Source organism: Nocardiopsis gilva YIM 90087 (genome assembly GCF_002263495.1).
Lineage (GTDB): Bacteria > Actinomycetota > Actinomycetes > Streptosporangiales > Streptosporangiaceae > Nocardiopsis_C > Nocardiopsis_C gilva.
In genome coordinates this window covers 4,813,809-4,827,895 of the sequence record NZ_CP022753.1, presented here as the reverse complement: position 1 = coordinate 4,827,895, position 14,087 = coordinate 4,813,809, and the positions used below count along the sequence as shown (strand labels likewise).

Here is a 14,087-nt window from a genome sequence, read left to right as displayed (position 1 = left end):
ACTAACGCCGCCCCTCACTCGCCCCTTCACACCCTGATCCAGACCTAGTCGTAGAGACGGTGCCCCTCGGCGCTGGCGCACGCGGACAGCTTCCGCGAGGCCCGCCCGGGCGCCGTGGCGGCCAGTTCATCGGTCCGCAGACCCTCTGCACCAGTAGCCAGGCGGTGGTCACACGTCGCGTCAGGACGTATCCGATGGCGCGACTGGCCCCATCCACCTGACCGAGTGACTGGATGACAACGGGCATACCACTGGTGATCGAGTGGCGGACATGGCACCTTCCCCGGTGGGCACAACACCATCGCGCAGCAATGAGGATGACGCCATGAGTTCGATGGGGATGTGGATCGTGGGGGCGCTCCCAGCCGAAGATGCAACCCGGCTGGCGGAAGAAATGGAGGGGGCCCCACTCCCGCCCGGCTATGCCGACGAACTGAACTGGTGGCGCACAAGCGGATCGGAGGAGCCATTCTTCACTTCTTCGCAGAGCGACCCGAGTACGTCCGTGCCCACCCCTGCCGCGCACCGCTTCGCCGAACTCGTGGCTGCTGCGCGTCTACCGGACCACACACGGGACACGGCTGTCGACGCGCTAGGCGCCGCGGCGGAGGAGGAGCGCTTCACCGTGACCGCCCGCGAGATGGACCCGGCGGCAGCTCTCTGCCATGGCCTTGGTCCCTCCGGTACGGCGCAGCTGCCGGGGCGCTTCGGCGAGTTCGCGCTGCGGCCCGAGGCGGTCGGTGACGCTCTGGAACTGGCGGAGGAGGTGCTCGGGGCCACTGGTGACCAGCGCGCTCGGGTCCTGGAGAAGGTTACCGAGTGGGCATCGGGCATGGGCGACGAGCCTGACCTTGACGCGGCCGAGCTTCTGGATGCACCGTTGCGTATCCTCCACCGCGCCGCCGCCCTCGGCGTTGGCGCCGCAGGGGTCACCGTCGAGTACTGACGCTGGAGGGTGCCTGCCCCCGCCGTCGTCAGCTCGACCCGCACCTGATCAGGGTCAGCGTGTCGGCAGTCCCGGCACCCAAGGCTGCCAGACAAGGGCCATAGCGGTGTGGGTTGGGCGCGAGCGGTAGATCTGGCTGCCCTCAACTCGAGTCCTGCGATCAAGATGCGCGCATCCTCGACGCTGGCCGCGAGGCAGGGAGCAGCGCAGCTCCTCCCGCCCCGCGCGGATGGCATACAGCCTGTGAGAGATCCCGGCCAAATGCCGTCCGGCATCAGTGGCCGCCATAGAACCTTCCCGGCAATTTTGCGACCTGCTTCTCAGCGGCACTGATGTCGGTCCCCAGCGCCCCGATCCGCCCCTCGACCCGGGCGTGGCGCGGACGGTGGTGTCAGGGCAGCCGGCTATTAGGTGCCATCACAAGAGAGGAGCCCACCGGATCCATACGCCCGTCTGCGCGCCAGCGGCCGGTCGGACGGATGGCATCTCGTCAACCGTGACAGCTCCGAACCGGTGGCCACCGGTACTGACCGATACGGGAGAGGCTGCGGGTCCAACCCGTGACGATGTGACCCGGCAATCCACGGTCGACGAGGCCTTTGACGCCGACGGTTTCGCCATCGACCGGGACAGCCGGAAGGCGGTCAATCCGGGCATTCCCCCTGAAGGGTGGACACGCGGATCGCCTCGTGCTCGGCACGGGTACCGACCCTCATCATCCTCGGGCCGCTGGCAGAGCGGGTGCATCTGGCGCGCACCGGGCGCGGGGCGCACCGCCCGCCGTGCCTGCCAGTCGATCGCGAACGAATCGACCTCGACCCCCTGACCGGGCGCGTCCCTGCCACGTCACGCCCTCACGGATCGGCCCACCGACCTCCACCCCGTGCCGGTCGACGCTGGTAGCCAGCAGCTCGGCGCTGACATAACCCCGGTCGACCAGGTGTTCTGGGGCCAACAGCCCTTTGGCGGCCAGGATGGCATAGACGGGCTCGGCCATCTCCACATCGGTGACGGTGGTCGGCGTGGTGGCCACATGAGTGATCAGGTGCGGGGCGTCCTCGTCGCAGGTCTCGCTCAGGTGCACTTTCTAGCCGCTCCAGTCGGCCGACCGCTTGACGCAGTACCGGGCGTGGGAATCGTAGGGGGCTCCACACGTAGTGATGAGGGTGGCGTGTCGGCCGCCTTCCGTATCCGGCACCGCCCCTGTTCATCGACGTGGAACTGCTGTTGCCAGCATGTGCGCAGTGATGTGAGGGCCGCCAGGTCCCCCAGCCCGGAGGGGCCTGTCCACAGCCCGCAGCAGCTCCAGGCCGTCCCGGCCGGTTTGCTCGACGAATGCGGTGCGCTGGGCCTCGCCACGCGGAAGGCGGTCGTCCTCGATGCTGCGGCCATAGCCGTCGAACCAGGAGGCCGGCACCTGCCGGGCGAGCCAACCAAGTGCCTGGTAGGCGATGGCGTTGAGCGCCGCGCGCAGCTGCTCGGCGGTGTTCTCCAGCCGGTTCAGCCGCCGCGCCGCCGCCGGGACGCGGGTGGAGTCGGTGCGCTGACGGGCGGGGGGCGAGCAGCCCGGCCTTGCGCAGCCGGTCCAAGACAGCTCCGAGCGGCCGGTCGGGGGCGGCGGTGCAGCGGTCGCGGAACTCGCTGAGCACCGGGTGGTCGAATCCAGGGTGGGTGAGTTACAGGCCGGCAGGTATTTCCGGTCGATGCGTCCGCGCATGGCCGCGGCGGCTTGGCGGTCGGAGGGCCCTTCGAGGAACTGCAGCACGCATACGCGGGCGAGGAGGTGGGCGGGCAGGGCGGTTCGGCCGCGGGTGGGGTAGAGGCCGGCGAACTCCTGGTCGGTGAACAGGGGGGTCGAGCTTGTCGCGCATGCGTATGCACAGGCACCCGTGGGGGAACGCCTGGCGGGCGATGCAGGCGGTCAGTGGCGGGACCTCATTGGGAGGGTGGGGATTAAAGGGACACGACGATCACCTCTGGGTTCAGACGCCCCCGGGCCCACGCGGATCGTCTCTCTGTTTCCACGCCCTGGCCAGCCCTCTACCGAATTCGCCAACAGTCTCCCCCACCGGACGTCACCTCGCACTTGATCGACAATCTGTTGCTTCCCACCGATTATGTGTTGACTGTTTCCGCGGGAGTTGCGAGACTCTGTATCTGTCGGCCGCGCGCGGCAATCGCACGAGCACACGACGCACCAAAAGGTGGAGGCGGACGGAAGTTTGCTCGCTGTGGACAGCTTCGAACTGCACCCCCGCCAATGCACCCTCTACACCCAGAGCCCGAGCGGCACTCCGCCCGACTCCCCAAGGGTGGAGCTGGCGCCCCACTAGACGCCGCTCTATATGGCAAACCCAATCGACGATCTATACGTTTGTCCAGAGGTGGTCACCGGTTTGGTTCTCCGATTCCAGTGAGCGCTACCGTCACTACTTTCTGTTTCCGTCACGGCACATTCGCCCCAGATCTCTCCCCGTCCCCTGAACCCCCTGGAGAACCCCCGTGAGTGCCCCGATGCCCATCGATCTGAAGACCGTCCGAGTGCTGCTGTTCATCATCGGCGGGATCAGCGTGGCCGGATTCTTCACCTTTGCCCTGGCCGATCTCAACATCGACTCCGGCACCCAGGCGTTGAGCGTCATCACCTTCGCACTGCAAGCGGCCGGCACCCTCACCCTCGCCGCGAGCATGGCCCCGCGCCGCTCCTGGGTCTTCTACGGCACCATCGGTTACACGGCGCTCGCCCTGCTGTTCAGCCTGATCACCTTCAACATCCTCACGCTCGTGGTATTCGCCCTGATCGGCTTCTTCGCTCTGCGGCCCGCGTCCCGTGCCTACCTGCGCGGCACCCCTGCCTGACCCGGCTCCGTCACCCGGCATCCTCCCTTCACCTCCCCCCAGCCGCCCCCTCTCCCCTGGGATCCCCCTGTGCTGCGCAAAATCCACAACCCCGAACACGGGGCCTCCCTCATCGAGTACGCCGCTGTCGTTCTGCTCGTCGCGTCGATCGTCAGCGTGGTCATGAGCGTCGGCATCGCCGACCGCATCTCCCAGGGCATCGGGCAGGCTCTGGAGTCCATTGCCAACGGCCAGAACACCGGCGGTCCCCAAGGCGACAGCGACAGCCCAGACGACCACAGCGCCGCAGATGGCAGCCAGTCGGGAAACCCGGGCCCGGCCGGGGGCGACCCCGCTGTCCCGCCCTCTCAGCAGGACCCCGCATCATCCCCCAACTCCGGCCCCGTGGCCGCTCCCAGCGGCGACTCCTCCGCACCCCAGACGAGCCCCGAGCCCCCCACGACCCACTACCGATTGTGGGACGACGCCATGGCAGCGGCCGGCGACGCCTGGGACACCACCAAAACGGCAGGAGCCGCAGCCGGGGAACGCGCCTGGGAGATCGGCAAGGAGTCGGTCGAGGACGCACAGGAGGTCGTCGAGGATCCCGTTGGCTTCGTCGAGGACCAGGCCGTGGGGGTCTACCAGGTCACACGCGATAGCGCCGAGGCCTCTGCCCTACGTTTCGTGGAGAGGTGGAGATCCGGCGACCACACGGGGGCCGTCCTCGGAGCAGGCGCCGACATGGTGAAGTTCCATTTCGACGAGTCTCCGTTCTCCCTCGGCGGCGCCCTGTTCGACGAGGACACCCGTGAGTTGTTCTCCGAAGGTGAGATCGCGGGTGGCGTTGGCCGGACCGCGGTCAACGCTCTGGACATGTTCAACCCGTTCAGCAAGGCCAGGCATGCCAAGCCCAACCTTCCCGGCCCCAAGGGCGGTAAGGGCGGAAAGAAGGATGGTGGCCAGGACGGCCAAGTCCTGGCCGACGGCGAGAAGAAACCCGACGGCTCTGACAGCGGGGACAAGAGCGACTCCGGCGACGGTGGGAAGAAAGACGACGAGGACAGCGACAGCGGAGTCAGTTGTCCCAACAACAGCTTCGTGCCCGGCACCCCCGTACTGGCTGGTGATGGGTCGCTGATCCCCATCGAAGAGATCCAGGTCGGCGACGAGGTCTGGGCGTTCGACCCACTCACGGGCGAGGAAGGCCCCCGACAGGTCACCGCGCCCATCGAGGGCCAGGGCGAGAAGACCCTCGTCAAGATCACCATCACTGACGACAGCGGCAACACGGAGACGGTCACCGCTACCGACGAACACCCCTTCTGGGCCCCTGAGATCGCCGAGTGGGTCGACGCCATCGACGTGCAACCAGGTACCTGGCTGCGCACGTCAGCCGGATCCTGGGTGCAAGTTTCGGCCGTCGAGGCACACAGCACCACCGATGAGCACGTCTACAACCTCACAGTCGAAGGCCTGCACACCTACTTCGTCTCTACAGGTCCCGGCACGAATCTGCTCGTTCACAATGAGCTACCGTGCGGTGATGCGTCCAAGAGCTACTACGAGCTTGACTACGTACCCACAAAACCGAATGTTCTATATTTGGGCTCAGCTGAGTCGGGATACAAGAACAAGGCAAGGGAGAACGGAGGAATCCATCTCGGCAACACGAGTGGTCTCCAATTCGAAGAAAAATTCAAGGAATTCGTAAACGATGCGGACGCCAAAATCGAGTTTGATGTGAGTACACTTCCAGGGAAAACGCTCGATGAAAAAATAAAGAACGCCGTCGATATATACGAAACAATGGATAAATATGGAATCGCCAAGAAAGGTGAAGACGGGCTCCTGCGACCCGATGGAAATGGTGGATATACTACATGGGAACTTTACTATCTTTCCAAAAAGAACTTGATCGGGAAGGTCGATTTTTCTGGAATTTAACATGAAATCAGGAATCACGCTAGAAACGATGCGTGTATGACCAAAGACTCTCGCGAAATACTGAGAAAGCATGAATGAACAGAGAATGCAGACTGTCCTCGCTCGCTCAGATCGCCCATTTATTGTTCAATATCTGACAGCAAAGAGGCGGTCCCTCCTATTGACCTCTCGCGCCACATGGGGGTATACAGAAACCGTGAACGTGGCCTTCTTTGGCGTGGCCTTCCTCGACGTTCCTCAGAGAATGCCATACCTTGAAGTATCCCTCTCAAACGCCAGGGATGCGATATCTGAGTACGGACTCACATGGATAGATGAGAAGTCCGGAACACTCCTGAGTGGAACTGTACACGCAGAGAGTTGCTCGATAGAGGTTACCAAGCGCCCTCCATACCTCGGCGATAAATGGGGAATAACCGGAATTTACGCAGAGGATTAACCGACTATAATATCAAGAGACTTCACACAGGGAGTATTGGAAACTTGCCTGAAATTGAACTCCCCTGCAGTTGGAAATTCCGCATCAGGGCCTGGCATTCCGGCCTCTCTCCCATGTATATCGTCGGCAGAGATGACGACACGAAAAGAATGGTCCTCATTTGCTTCTCCGGCGTAGCGCGCGCCCGCGTCAGCATGGAATGGAGAGGGTTTAGACTTGATCGAGTTGAATTAGACGCCCATCCAAGGGAATGGCAACAATTTCCAAGTCACTCATTCGGTGGCCACCTATACAGAATCACCTCCGAATCCACTCCAATTGAAACCGGATATATTCTTGCTGGAAATGTATCGATCCAGCAATATTTTCAGAGAATGTCCGAGGTTGAACAGGTGTTGGCCGAGGAGCACCTCCTCGATCAGGTCAGCCTAGATGATCTGTTTCAATGAAACGAGCCGACCGCAGAAAAGCATCATTTCAAAAGTCGTCAGTGCCGACACTGCTCTGACCTCATGGTCGGAGTTACGCCCGGTTGGTGGTGCAGGCCAGCCAAGAAAGGGCAGAGCGCGGCGTCGAGGCGAGTGGGGCTGCGGCGATCGAGGGTGGAGTGGTTGGTGGAGGTGGGTCCGTGGAACGCGCCAGGTGCCCTGGATGGCCAGGAGATCCTGCGGTGTGCGGACGGTGTATTTGGAGATGGCGAGAAGGTGGCCGTGACCAACGGCGAACTTTACCGGAATTGGGCGACGAATCGCCGTTGCCACGCCGTCTCCGTGGCCCATCAAGAGTAGTTCTGTCTCGCTTAGGCGACTGCTTGTCGATTCGGCACTCCTTCCAGTAAAGCGCGTTATCCCAGCGCAGTGCCAGTCCGTCCGTACCGGCCGTTGCAGGCGATTTCCACGCGCTCGGCATCAGCTTCGCGACCACGCTTCCTGCAGTCCATCGGTGGTGGCCCTGCGATTGGAAGACAGCCAGAAGTCGGGTCAGCGAAGCCAGCGGTTTACCAAGGTGACCGGTGGCGGCTCAAGGCCCAAAACGACCGAGGGCTCGTCGTACGGGTCCACCGCGTGGACGGTCCAGGGCAAGAAGTTCACCTGAGAACGTCCATTGAGGAAGACCGACATCACGGCACTGGGAGACACCGCCCCTGAGGCTGCCGTCCTGGCGGCACACATGCCCGATGTCGGCGTCGAGGAGTCGCTCATAGCGACAGGCCCCGAGGTGTACATCACGACACCGTACTTCGACGAATACCTGATCATCCTCGTATGGCTGGACCGCATCCCCGTGCCCGAACTGGAGAGAGTGCTGGTCGAGGCATGGCTCGACCGGGCGCCCAAGCAGCTGCCCGAGGAGTACCTCCGTCGAATGCGCTGATCCGGCTGCCGTGCTCTCGGTGGAGCAAACGGATCAGCCTCGGCGACTCGCAGCGCTGGGCGCGATCCGCAGTTCCGATCGCGCCACACGGGTGCTTCTGCGGTCTCGTTCTCCGTGATTACGGCGCCGACCGCGCCGTCGATCGTGATCAGCTGACCGGTATCGATCTCTAGCCTTTCAGTTGGAGACCAGCGACACTGTGGTACTTCACCGATCTCGAGTGCGGGATAACTCCGGTTCATGCACGCACAGTTGCTGGTTATCTCCCCGACCGTCACCGACCGAGAACATGTCGATGAGTGGGCCGACCAACTGGAGGATCTACTGGTGGACGTGGGGCGGGTCTTTCCGCGGGCGGACCTGCGACGCCGGGCGGCCGCGTGTGTGCGCGGCCTGCTCGCCCCCGCTGCCGCGCAAAACCGCTGGCAACTGCCCGAGCACGCCGGCGATGCCACTCCTCACGGCCAGCAGCACTTGCTGAACCGCGTCCGCTAGGACGCCGATCAACTGAGCGATTTCACGCGCCGCTACGCCGTCGAGGGCCTGGACGACGACGGCACCGGCCTGGGCCCCAGCGGCATGGGCATGCTGATCACCGACGAGGCGGGGTTCGCGAAGAAAGGCTGGACCTCGGTCGGGGTGGCCCGCCAGTTCACCGGTTCCCTGGGCGGGGTCTTTCCCTGCCAGGTGGGGGTGATGGCGGCGTGGGCCACCGCCTGGGGATAGGTGCTCATCGACCGCGAGCTGTATCTACCCCGAGAGTGGGCCGATGACCGGGCGCGCTGCCGGTCCGCACACGTCCCCGACGACGTCGGCTTTGTGACCAAGCCGCGCCTGGCCGAGCGGATCATCGAACGCATCCTGCCCGCCCTGCCCGAGGGCCGGGGCTGGGTGGCCGCCGACGAGGTATACGGTCGCGACGGCGCGTTTCGGGCCTTCCTGGAAACCCACCGCTGACCCTACGCGGTGACGGTGCAGGCCAACCAGATCGTGTTGCCTCGCCCGGGGTGGCGGCACATCGCCCGTATGGTGGAGCGGGCCGCCGCTGATCAGGACTGGGTGGAGCTGCCCCCAGGGCCAAGCCAGCTCGAAAGCCGGGCGTGGCAGTGGTGGGTGCGGTGGATCCCCGACCCCGAGACCGAGGTGGGAGACGGGGCTGGGCGCGGTGGATCATCGCCCGGCACCGCCCCGAAAACCGACGGAGCGGGACTACCTCCTGGCCTGGGGCCCGAGGAGGCACTGGTAGAAGAACTGGTCACCGTGCCCAGGGCCAGGTGACGGGTGGAGGAGGCGATCAGGCTGGCCAAGTCGGCCTGCGGGCTGGCCGACTATGAAGTGTGCTCCTATGGCGGCTGGTATCGGCACGTCAGCCAGGCAATGCTTGCTGCTGTCTTCCTCGCCGTTCACGACGCCGTCGCGGCCCGCGCGCCGCCGGTTCCGTCCGTGTCACCGGAGCCGAGAGGGGGTCGTGGGGCACAGCAGGAGCATCGTCCCCGCCCGGTTCACCGCCTACGAGATCCGCCGCCTGCTGGTGCTGGGACAGCCCCTGCTCCCGCACGGCGAACGGGTGCGGAGGGGCCTGGCCTGGTCGCACTGGCGGCGCTGTCACCGGACCGTGGCCCGTGACCACCACCAACGGCGCAAGCGTGTCCGTACCGTTGCGCGAGCCGCCGCACAGCCACCGCCCCGCGCCTCATAATGAACTACCGCACTGTCGCTGATCTCCAACTGAAGGGTTAGGCGCGTCAGTATTCTTATTCGGTGACAAAGTGGTCGCAAGTGGACGATAATCCACCGAAGCAAGATTATGGTTTCCTTAAACCGGTGGCGTGCCGCCCCTTATGTCGGGATCTCGAAATAGTTACCTTCTGGTTAGCGACAGCATGACCTTCCTGGCCGTCTGCCAGATTCCTATCGGGTTGTAGTTGCTAGTACCAGTGTCCCCATTTATCTCCCTTGGGAGGGTTCTGCCAGTGAGCCCATGCGGCGCAAGGAGTTTTATAGCGTTCCGCGATGTAATTTAGACCCCACTTGATCTGGACGGTGGGATCGTCGTAGAAGCCCTGGGGGATGTCATGGCCAGCGCTGGGCAGTAGTTGGGGGATGCCGGCTGCTGCGGAACTGGGGTTGATGGCGGTGTGATCCCAACCGCTTTCGCGTTGCCAGAGGTTATCGAGGCATTCCCACTCGGCGCCGTCCCAGCCGCGTTCAGCGGCCAGCCCCTTGCCGAGCTCCCGGTTGGCCTCGTTCTTCACGCTTCCTGCGGGGATACCTGCCCCGAACGTGACCGGGCGGCGTTGAGGAGGGTTGGTGTCCTCTACTTCGATCCAGGATTTCCCCTCACACTCCGGCCCGCCGACGAGGCAGATGGACTTGCGAATGTAGTCGTGGAAATAATTTCCTGGATTCGTGGCTGCGACGGCCGTAATCAACACCGTGACAAAGATGAGCGCAGCCATAGTTTCGATCATGCTGACACCACGATCAGATCGTATGAGCTTCGATCTCAGGGCACGGATATTTCGAACGGCCACCGGTTCGCTCCTTTTGTGAGGGAGAAAGGCTTGCAGGAGGTCAGCTCACCGGAACGTCTTTGATCGGAGGAAAGTCGGGGAACTCAACGGTCACCTTGCTGACATTGTCCGGCAGGATAAATGTGCTCCATACATACTGAGATTCTCCTCCGGGGACCCGTGTTGGTGTTCCATCGTCCCCAGCGCCTGCTGGACAAACGCAATCCTCGGCCGTATTCATGATCGTGAAGTAACGGACCTGTTCGTTCTCGTCCAGGAGAGAAGGTGCTGCGAGACGAGCTGGAGGATACGAAAACTCGCTCTCGCTCAGGAGGTTTGATATCACGTCCGACCTCTCATCACCATGATTGACGATGGTGTAGGTCAGAGACGTCAGACCGCCGCTTGCGGAACGGTCAACGGCGTTCACTTCGATGGACAGATCCGCGACGTTGCTCTCGTATTTGGCGCTGCCGAGGACGGGGGGTTCGTCGGGTGTTGAATTCTTTTGGTCAGTCGAGGACCCTTGCTGGGCAAGAGCCGACGTGGAGGAGATGCTGGCAAGAAGGATCGCGGTAGTCAGAGTGACGAGACAGATTCGCTGGTGAGCCATGAGTTATCCTCTGGAAGTAGATAGGATTATTTGGCGAAGGTGACAGTGACTCGTCGATTCTTCTGTGCGCCCTCTTCAGTGTTGTTATCTGCGACTGGATCGGCTGATCCATGACCGGCGACCTCGTAGGTGATACCTGACCTGGAAGTGAGCTCCTTGATCTTCTTCTCTACGGACTTTGCTCGATCCTCGGAAAGCGGCTCGTTGATCGCATCGTTTCCAGACGAGTCCGTGTAGCCGTCGATTTTTACGGTGGTCGCCGAAGAATCGTCGATCTCCTTTGCGACTTTCTTTAGGATGCTGTCGGCCTTGCCGGTCAGTTTGGACTCGTTGAGATCGAAGAGGACATCGGAGGACAGCATCACGCTAACGTCATCTCCAGACTCGTCTCGAGATGTTCCGGAGTCTAGGTCTTCCTCGAGTTTGCGAATGTCCAAGATTTTTGGATCCGTTAGATCGCCACTAGGTTCCTCAGGTGCAGTCCCATCTGTAATGGGAATATCATTTATGGGTGCTGCGATTCGGGTGGAGATCGAAAGCTTGTCAACACCTTTAGGGGGTGCTGGGTAAGCAGCCCAGAAATCCCACGTTTCACCTGGGGGGAAGTTATGGTTATCCCACTCGCTGCAATAGCACGTCCTGTTTTCAGTAAACCAGGGGAAGTACTGTTTCTGCCCATCGGGGTCTATTAGGGAAACTCCAGAAACGGTCTTGTCTGCTTCCCGGTCACCGTCATCACTCATGTTGTAAAGCATCACCAACCTCTTTGCTGAGTTGTTGGTGATCCGAAACCTGAGGACGACGGTTTCGGCGCTCACACGTTCCAGACTCATGATGTCGAGCTGCGCTGCTTCGGGAAGGTAGGTTGCCGTCGTGGAGTAGATCGACTTGCCATCGCCTTGACCTTTGCCGGATTTCTGCTGTTCGCTGGCAGCATTGCCGTCGCCCGCGGCGCCTCCGGGCTGGTCATCCGAGTTCCCGCTGACACAGCCGGTAAGGAGAGCGAGAGTCAGCGCGCACGGGGCACCGACTCGTATGGGCCAGGGAAGCGCACTGGCCTTCGGCCCGTACTCATCGTGTTTCCACATGATCGTGCTTCCTTCCGTGAGGACTCTCACTCGATGTTGAGCGCACGGTATATTACCCGACAAAGGAGATATGAACGTGGTCCCAGTGGTTCTGCGTGGGTGACCCACGGTCGTCCATTGAACGCCACCCCTCGCTGGCCCGCGTTGGGCTCCAGATCTGTTGCTTCCAGATGATGTACATGACGCCGAGCTCCTCGGCGTTCTCCTGTGCCCATGCAGCTGTGGCGTCACCGAGGGCGAGCTGGGAGCCATTGGCGACGCTTCCGGTGTTGTTGACCATCATGTCGCAGGCCCGGCCCTTTGGATGTTCGCCGCCTCCCTTGATGCCACCGTTAGCGCGATAGCAGCCGGAACCAGATACTTTGTATTCAGGGAACTGCGCTCGAAGCGCCTTGTAACTGGCACAGGTGAGTGGGGTGACCGTGCCAGCGCCCGGCTCGTCGCACGGACCCATGGGCCCACCTGCGTCAGGGTGGTCACCGAGTGACACCATGGAGAAGCCTTGGTACAACCAACGGCCCTCTTGATCCACCAGCTGGACGTTGATGACTGACCGGGCGTCAGCTTCGCTACGGATAACTTTTCCGTCGCATTGAACACGGCCCTTGTCCCAAGTTCCGGGCGCCATCGAGCAGTTAGTCGGACTGTCGATCCGGGCGATAGCAGCGGCCTCGCCGGAGAAGGTGTCGATCTCCTTCTCTTCTTCATCTCCCTGGCAGATCGTGTCGTTCCAGTGCCGACTTCGGTCTTCCTCTAGTTCCCGCTGGCACTGCGCACCGCGAACCGTGACCCGGACGTGATTTCCTGTCCAGCCATACATGTTGTCGCTGGCTCGTATGTCTGTGACAACAGCTTTGTTTTGTCGCGCGTACTTGTCGGCTGCGGCCTCACTGGTTTCCTTGTTCCAACTGGAAAAGTGGACGATATTACCCGCAGCTAGTTCCTTCGCCATCCTGTCCTGGGTATCAGCGACCGCAGCAAGGGCGGACGCATCCGCTGCAGTCTGCGCCTGGGAGCGCAGGTCATTAGCATTTCCCAGACGGACGAACAGCAACATGATTGCGAGTATAGAAAAGGACAAGCCGAGGAGGAGGAACAGGGTAGCCTGTCCCTCCTCTCCGGTGGGTCTCCGCGGCGATCGTAGAATCATCCGAGATCCCTATATTTTGTGGTCGGGTGCTCCTAGTCGCCTCGGAACTCTCGGTTAAAGAGGTCGTCCAGGGCCTGCTTGGTGTTCTTGTTTACGGTGTCGATGATGCCTGTCTGATAGATCGCCGTCAGAATTGCGATGGCGAGAACGATAAGCGCACCGTACTCGACTAGGCCAGCTCCCCGGTCAGTGAGACGGTTACGCAGCTGTTCACGGCGCATCGCAACGAAGATCTGAGTACGGACGATAACAGGGAGCAGGGGATTCGTCATCTAAAAGGCTCCTACTTTGGATTGTGGAAGTCTGTAGTGCGAGATCAGCGGTTCTTCGCTTCGTTCGCTGTCGGTGACGATCATCAATCTATGCTGCTCAGAGTTGGACCCATAGGGTCTGTGGGCCCAATCCCGCATCGGCTCGGGCCCAATTGTGCTGGGCATGTTTCCTCGGTAGCGCGAACGCCACTAGCGGCAGGATTGAATTGCCTGGTCGGTGAAGGCCTCACGATGCTTCATCTGTGCCGTTCCAACGGGCGATGGCTGCTGCCCGAGAGCTGACCTGGAGTTTCGTGAAGATGCGGTTGACGTGGTTCTTCACGGTCTTCTCTGTAAGGAAGAGCTGTTCGGCGATCTGCCTGTTGGTGAGTCCCTTGGCGATGAGGTTGAGGATCTCCATCTCTCGCTGGGTGAGGCCCAGGTAGCCGGGCGGATGGTTAGGGGGTGGCGGCGCTGCCTTGACCTCGGGCTCGCGGACGGCATCGACGAGTGCGCGGACCGCTACCGGGGACAGGGGATTGCCGTCACCAGCGACCACATTCGCCACGGCCTTGTTCAGTTCTTCGATGCTGAATGCTCCGTGGACCAGATAGCCTGAGGCGCCACGTTGCAGAGAGGTGCGGATGATCTCGGGGTCTTCGGTGTGCGTGAGCATGAGCACCGGGGCGATCGGAACGAGCTGCTCCACCGCTGTTATCCCGTCGACCAAGGGCATTCGCACGTCGAGCAGGATGACGTCCGGTCTGAGGCGCTGAGCTTGGTCGATGGCTTCCTGCCCATCACCTGCCTCACCAATGACAGTGATCTCTCCAGTCGCCTCAAGAAGGGCCACCAAGCCAGCGCGTACGACAAGGTTGTCGTCGACAACAAGGGCACGATGGGGTGGGCAGGTCATGGGGGGATCTCC

Annotated in this window: 17 protein-coding genes and 1 pseudogene; 10 read left to right on the top strand and 8 right to left on the bottom strand. The window is 62.1% G+C overall.

Annotated features, from left to right (window positions below; genetic code table 11):
• Positions 1 to 325 precede the first annotated feature (325 nt).
• Positions 326 to 946: a hypothetical protein gene (locus CDO52_RS21560; RefSeq protein ID WP_017619805.1), complete on the top strand. Its 621-nt coding sequence runs from the start codon at positions 326 to 328 to the stop codon at positions 944 to 946.
• Between the two features lie 715 nt (positions 947 to 1,661).
• On the opposite strand, the gene CDO52_RS21555 is transcribed toward CDO52_RS21560, so the two are convergent.
• The gene (locus CDO52_RS21555; protein ID WP_026125996.1) at positions 1,662 to 2,030 is read right to left on the bottom strand and encodes a hypothetical protein; all 369 of its coding nucleotides are present in this window, start codon (positions 2,028 to 2,030) and stop codon (positions 1,662 to 1,664) included.
• Between the two features lie 123 nt (positions 2,031 to 2,153).
• Positions 2,154 to 2,741 carry a hypothetical protein gene (locus tag CDO52_RS27770; protein ID WP_269769201.1) on the bottom strand — a complete coding sequence of 196 codons (588 nt, stop codon included), beginning with the start codon at positions 2,739 to 2,741 and terminating at the stop codon, positions 2,154 to 2,156.
• A gap of 719 nt (positions 2,742 to 3,460) precedes the next feature.
• On the opposite strand from CDO52_RS27770, the gene CDO52_RS21550 reads away from it, so the two are divergent.
• The 9 genes and pseudogenes from CDO52_RS21550 (at position 3,461) to CDO52_RS27750 (ending at position 9,243) form a co-directional block, all read left to right on the top strand.
• A complete protein-coding gene (locus tag CDO52_RS21550; protein ID WP_017619804.1) occupies positions 3,461 to 3,805 on the top strand; it encodes a hypothetical protein in 345 nt (114 codons plus the stop codon).
• Positions 3,806 to 3,874: 69 nt separating this feature from the next.
• Positions 3,875 to 5,731 carry a Hint domain-containing protein gene (locus CDO52_RS21545; RefSeq protein WP_232524282.1) on the top strand — a complete coding sequence of 619 codons (1,857 nt, stop codon included), beginning with the start codon at positions 3,875 to 3,877 and terminating at the stop codon, positions 5,729 to 5,731.
• Between the two features lie 196 nt (positions 5,732 to 5,927).
• Complete coding sequence (locus CDO52_RS27765; RefSeq protein WP_152471710.1) at positions 5,928 to 6,170, top strand: hypothetical protein; 243 nt, start codon at positions 5,928 to 5,930, stop codon at positions 6,168 to 6,170.
• Between the two features lie 44 nt (positions 6,171 to 6,214).
• Positions 6,215 to 6,619 (top strand): hypothetical protein, encoded by a 405-nt coding sequence (locus CDO52_RS27760; RefSeq protein ID WP_152471709.1) that lies wholly within the window; start codon positions 6,215 to 6,217, stop codon positions 6,617 to 6,619.
• A 655-nt stretch (positions 6,620 to 7,274) separates the two neighbouring features.
• Positions 7,275 to 7,544: a hypothetical protein gene (locus tag CDO52_RS21540; protein WP_017619802.1), complete on the top strand. Its 270-nt coding sequence runs from the start codon at positions 7,275 to 7,277 to the stop codon at positions 7,542 to 7,544.
• A gap of 240 nt (positions 7,545 to 7,784) precedes the next feature.
• The gene (locus CDO52_RS21535; protein ID WP_017619801.1) at positions 7,785 to 8,039 is read left to right on the top strand and encodes a hypothetical protein; all 255 of its coding nucleotides are present in this window, start codon (positions 7,785 to 7,787) and stop codon (positions 8,037 to 8,039) included.
• Positions 8,040 to 8,123: 84 nt separating this feature from the next.
• A pseudogene (locus tag CDO52_RS28910) lies at positions 8,124 to 8,501 on the top strand (transposase).
• Positions 8,502 to 8,516: 15 nt separating this feature from the next.
• Complete coding sequence (locus tag CDO52_RS27755) at positions 8,517 to 8,822, top strand: hypothetical protein (RefSeq protein ID WP_152471708.1); 306 nt, start codon at positions 8,517 to 8,519, stop codon at positions 8,820 to 8,822.
• A 190-nt stretch (positions 8,823 to 9,012) separates the two neighbouring features.
• Positions 9,013 to 9,243, top strand: coding sequence for a hypothetical protein (locus CDO52_RS27750; RefSeq protein ID WP_152471707.1), 231 nt, complete (start codon positions 9,013 to 9,015; stop codon positions 9,241 to 9,243).
• A 229-nt stretch (positions 9,244 to 9,472) separates the two neighbouring features.
• Here CDO52_RS27750 and CDO52_RS21520 read toward each other — a convergent pair whose 3' ends face one another.
• The 6 genes from CDO52_RS21520 to CDO52_RS21500 all read right to left on the bottom strand — a co-directional run bounded on the left by CDO52_RS21520 (position 9,473) and on the right by CDO52_RS21500 (position 14,075).
• Positions 9,473 to 10,015: an aggregation-promoting factor C-terminal-like domain-containing protein gene (locus CDO52_RS21520; protein WP_232524281.1), complete on the bottom strand. Its 543-nt coding sequence runs from the start codon at positions 10,013 to 10,015 to the stop codon at positions 9,473 to 9,475.
• A gap of 103 nt (positions 10,016 to 10,118) precedes the next feature.
• A complete protein-coding gene (locus tag CDO52_RS27745; RefSeq protein WP_152471706.1) occupies positions 10,119 to 10,670 on the bottom strand; it encodes a hypothetical protein in 552 nt (183 codons plus the stop codon).
• Positions 10,671 to 10,696: 26 nt separating this feature from the next.
• Positions 10,697 to 11,758, bottom strand: coding sequence for an OmpA family protein (locus CDO52_RS21515; protein ID WP_232524280.1), 1,062 nt, complete (start codon positions 11,756 to 11,758; stop codon positions 10,697 to 10,699).
• 52 nt (positions 11,759 to 11,810) lie between these two features.
• The gene (locus tag CDO52_RS21510; protein WP_083919944.1) at positions 11,811 to 12,908 is read right to left on the bottom strand and encodes a pilus assembly protein TadG-related protein; all 1,098 of its coding nucleotides are present in this window, start codon (positions 12,906 to 12,908) and stop codon (positions 11,811 to 11,813) included.
• A gap of 32 nt (positions 12,909 to 12,940) precedes the next feature.
• A complete protein-coding gene (locus tag CDO52_RS21505) occupies positions 12,941 to 13,180 on the bottom strand; it encodes a hypothetical protein (protein WP_017619796.1) in 240 nt (79 codons plus the stop codon).
• 226 nt (positions 13,181 to 13,406) lie between these two features.
• Positions 13,407 to 14,075 (bottom strand): response regulator transcription factor, encoded by a 669-nt coding sequence (locus CDO52_RS21500; RefSeq protein ID WP_026125995.1) that lies wholly within the window; start codon positions 14,073 to 14,075, stop codon positions 13,407 to 13,409.
• Between the last annotated feature and the right edge of the window lie 12 nt (positions 14,076 to 14,087).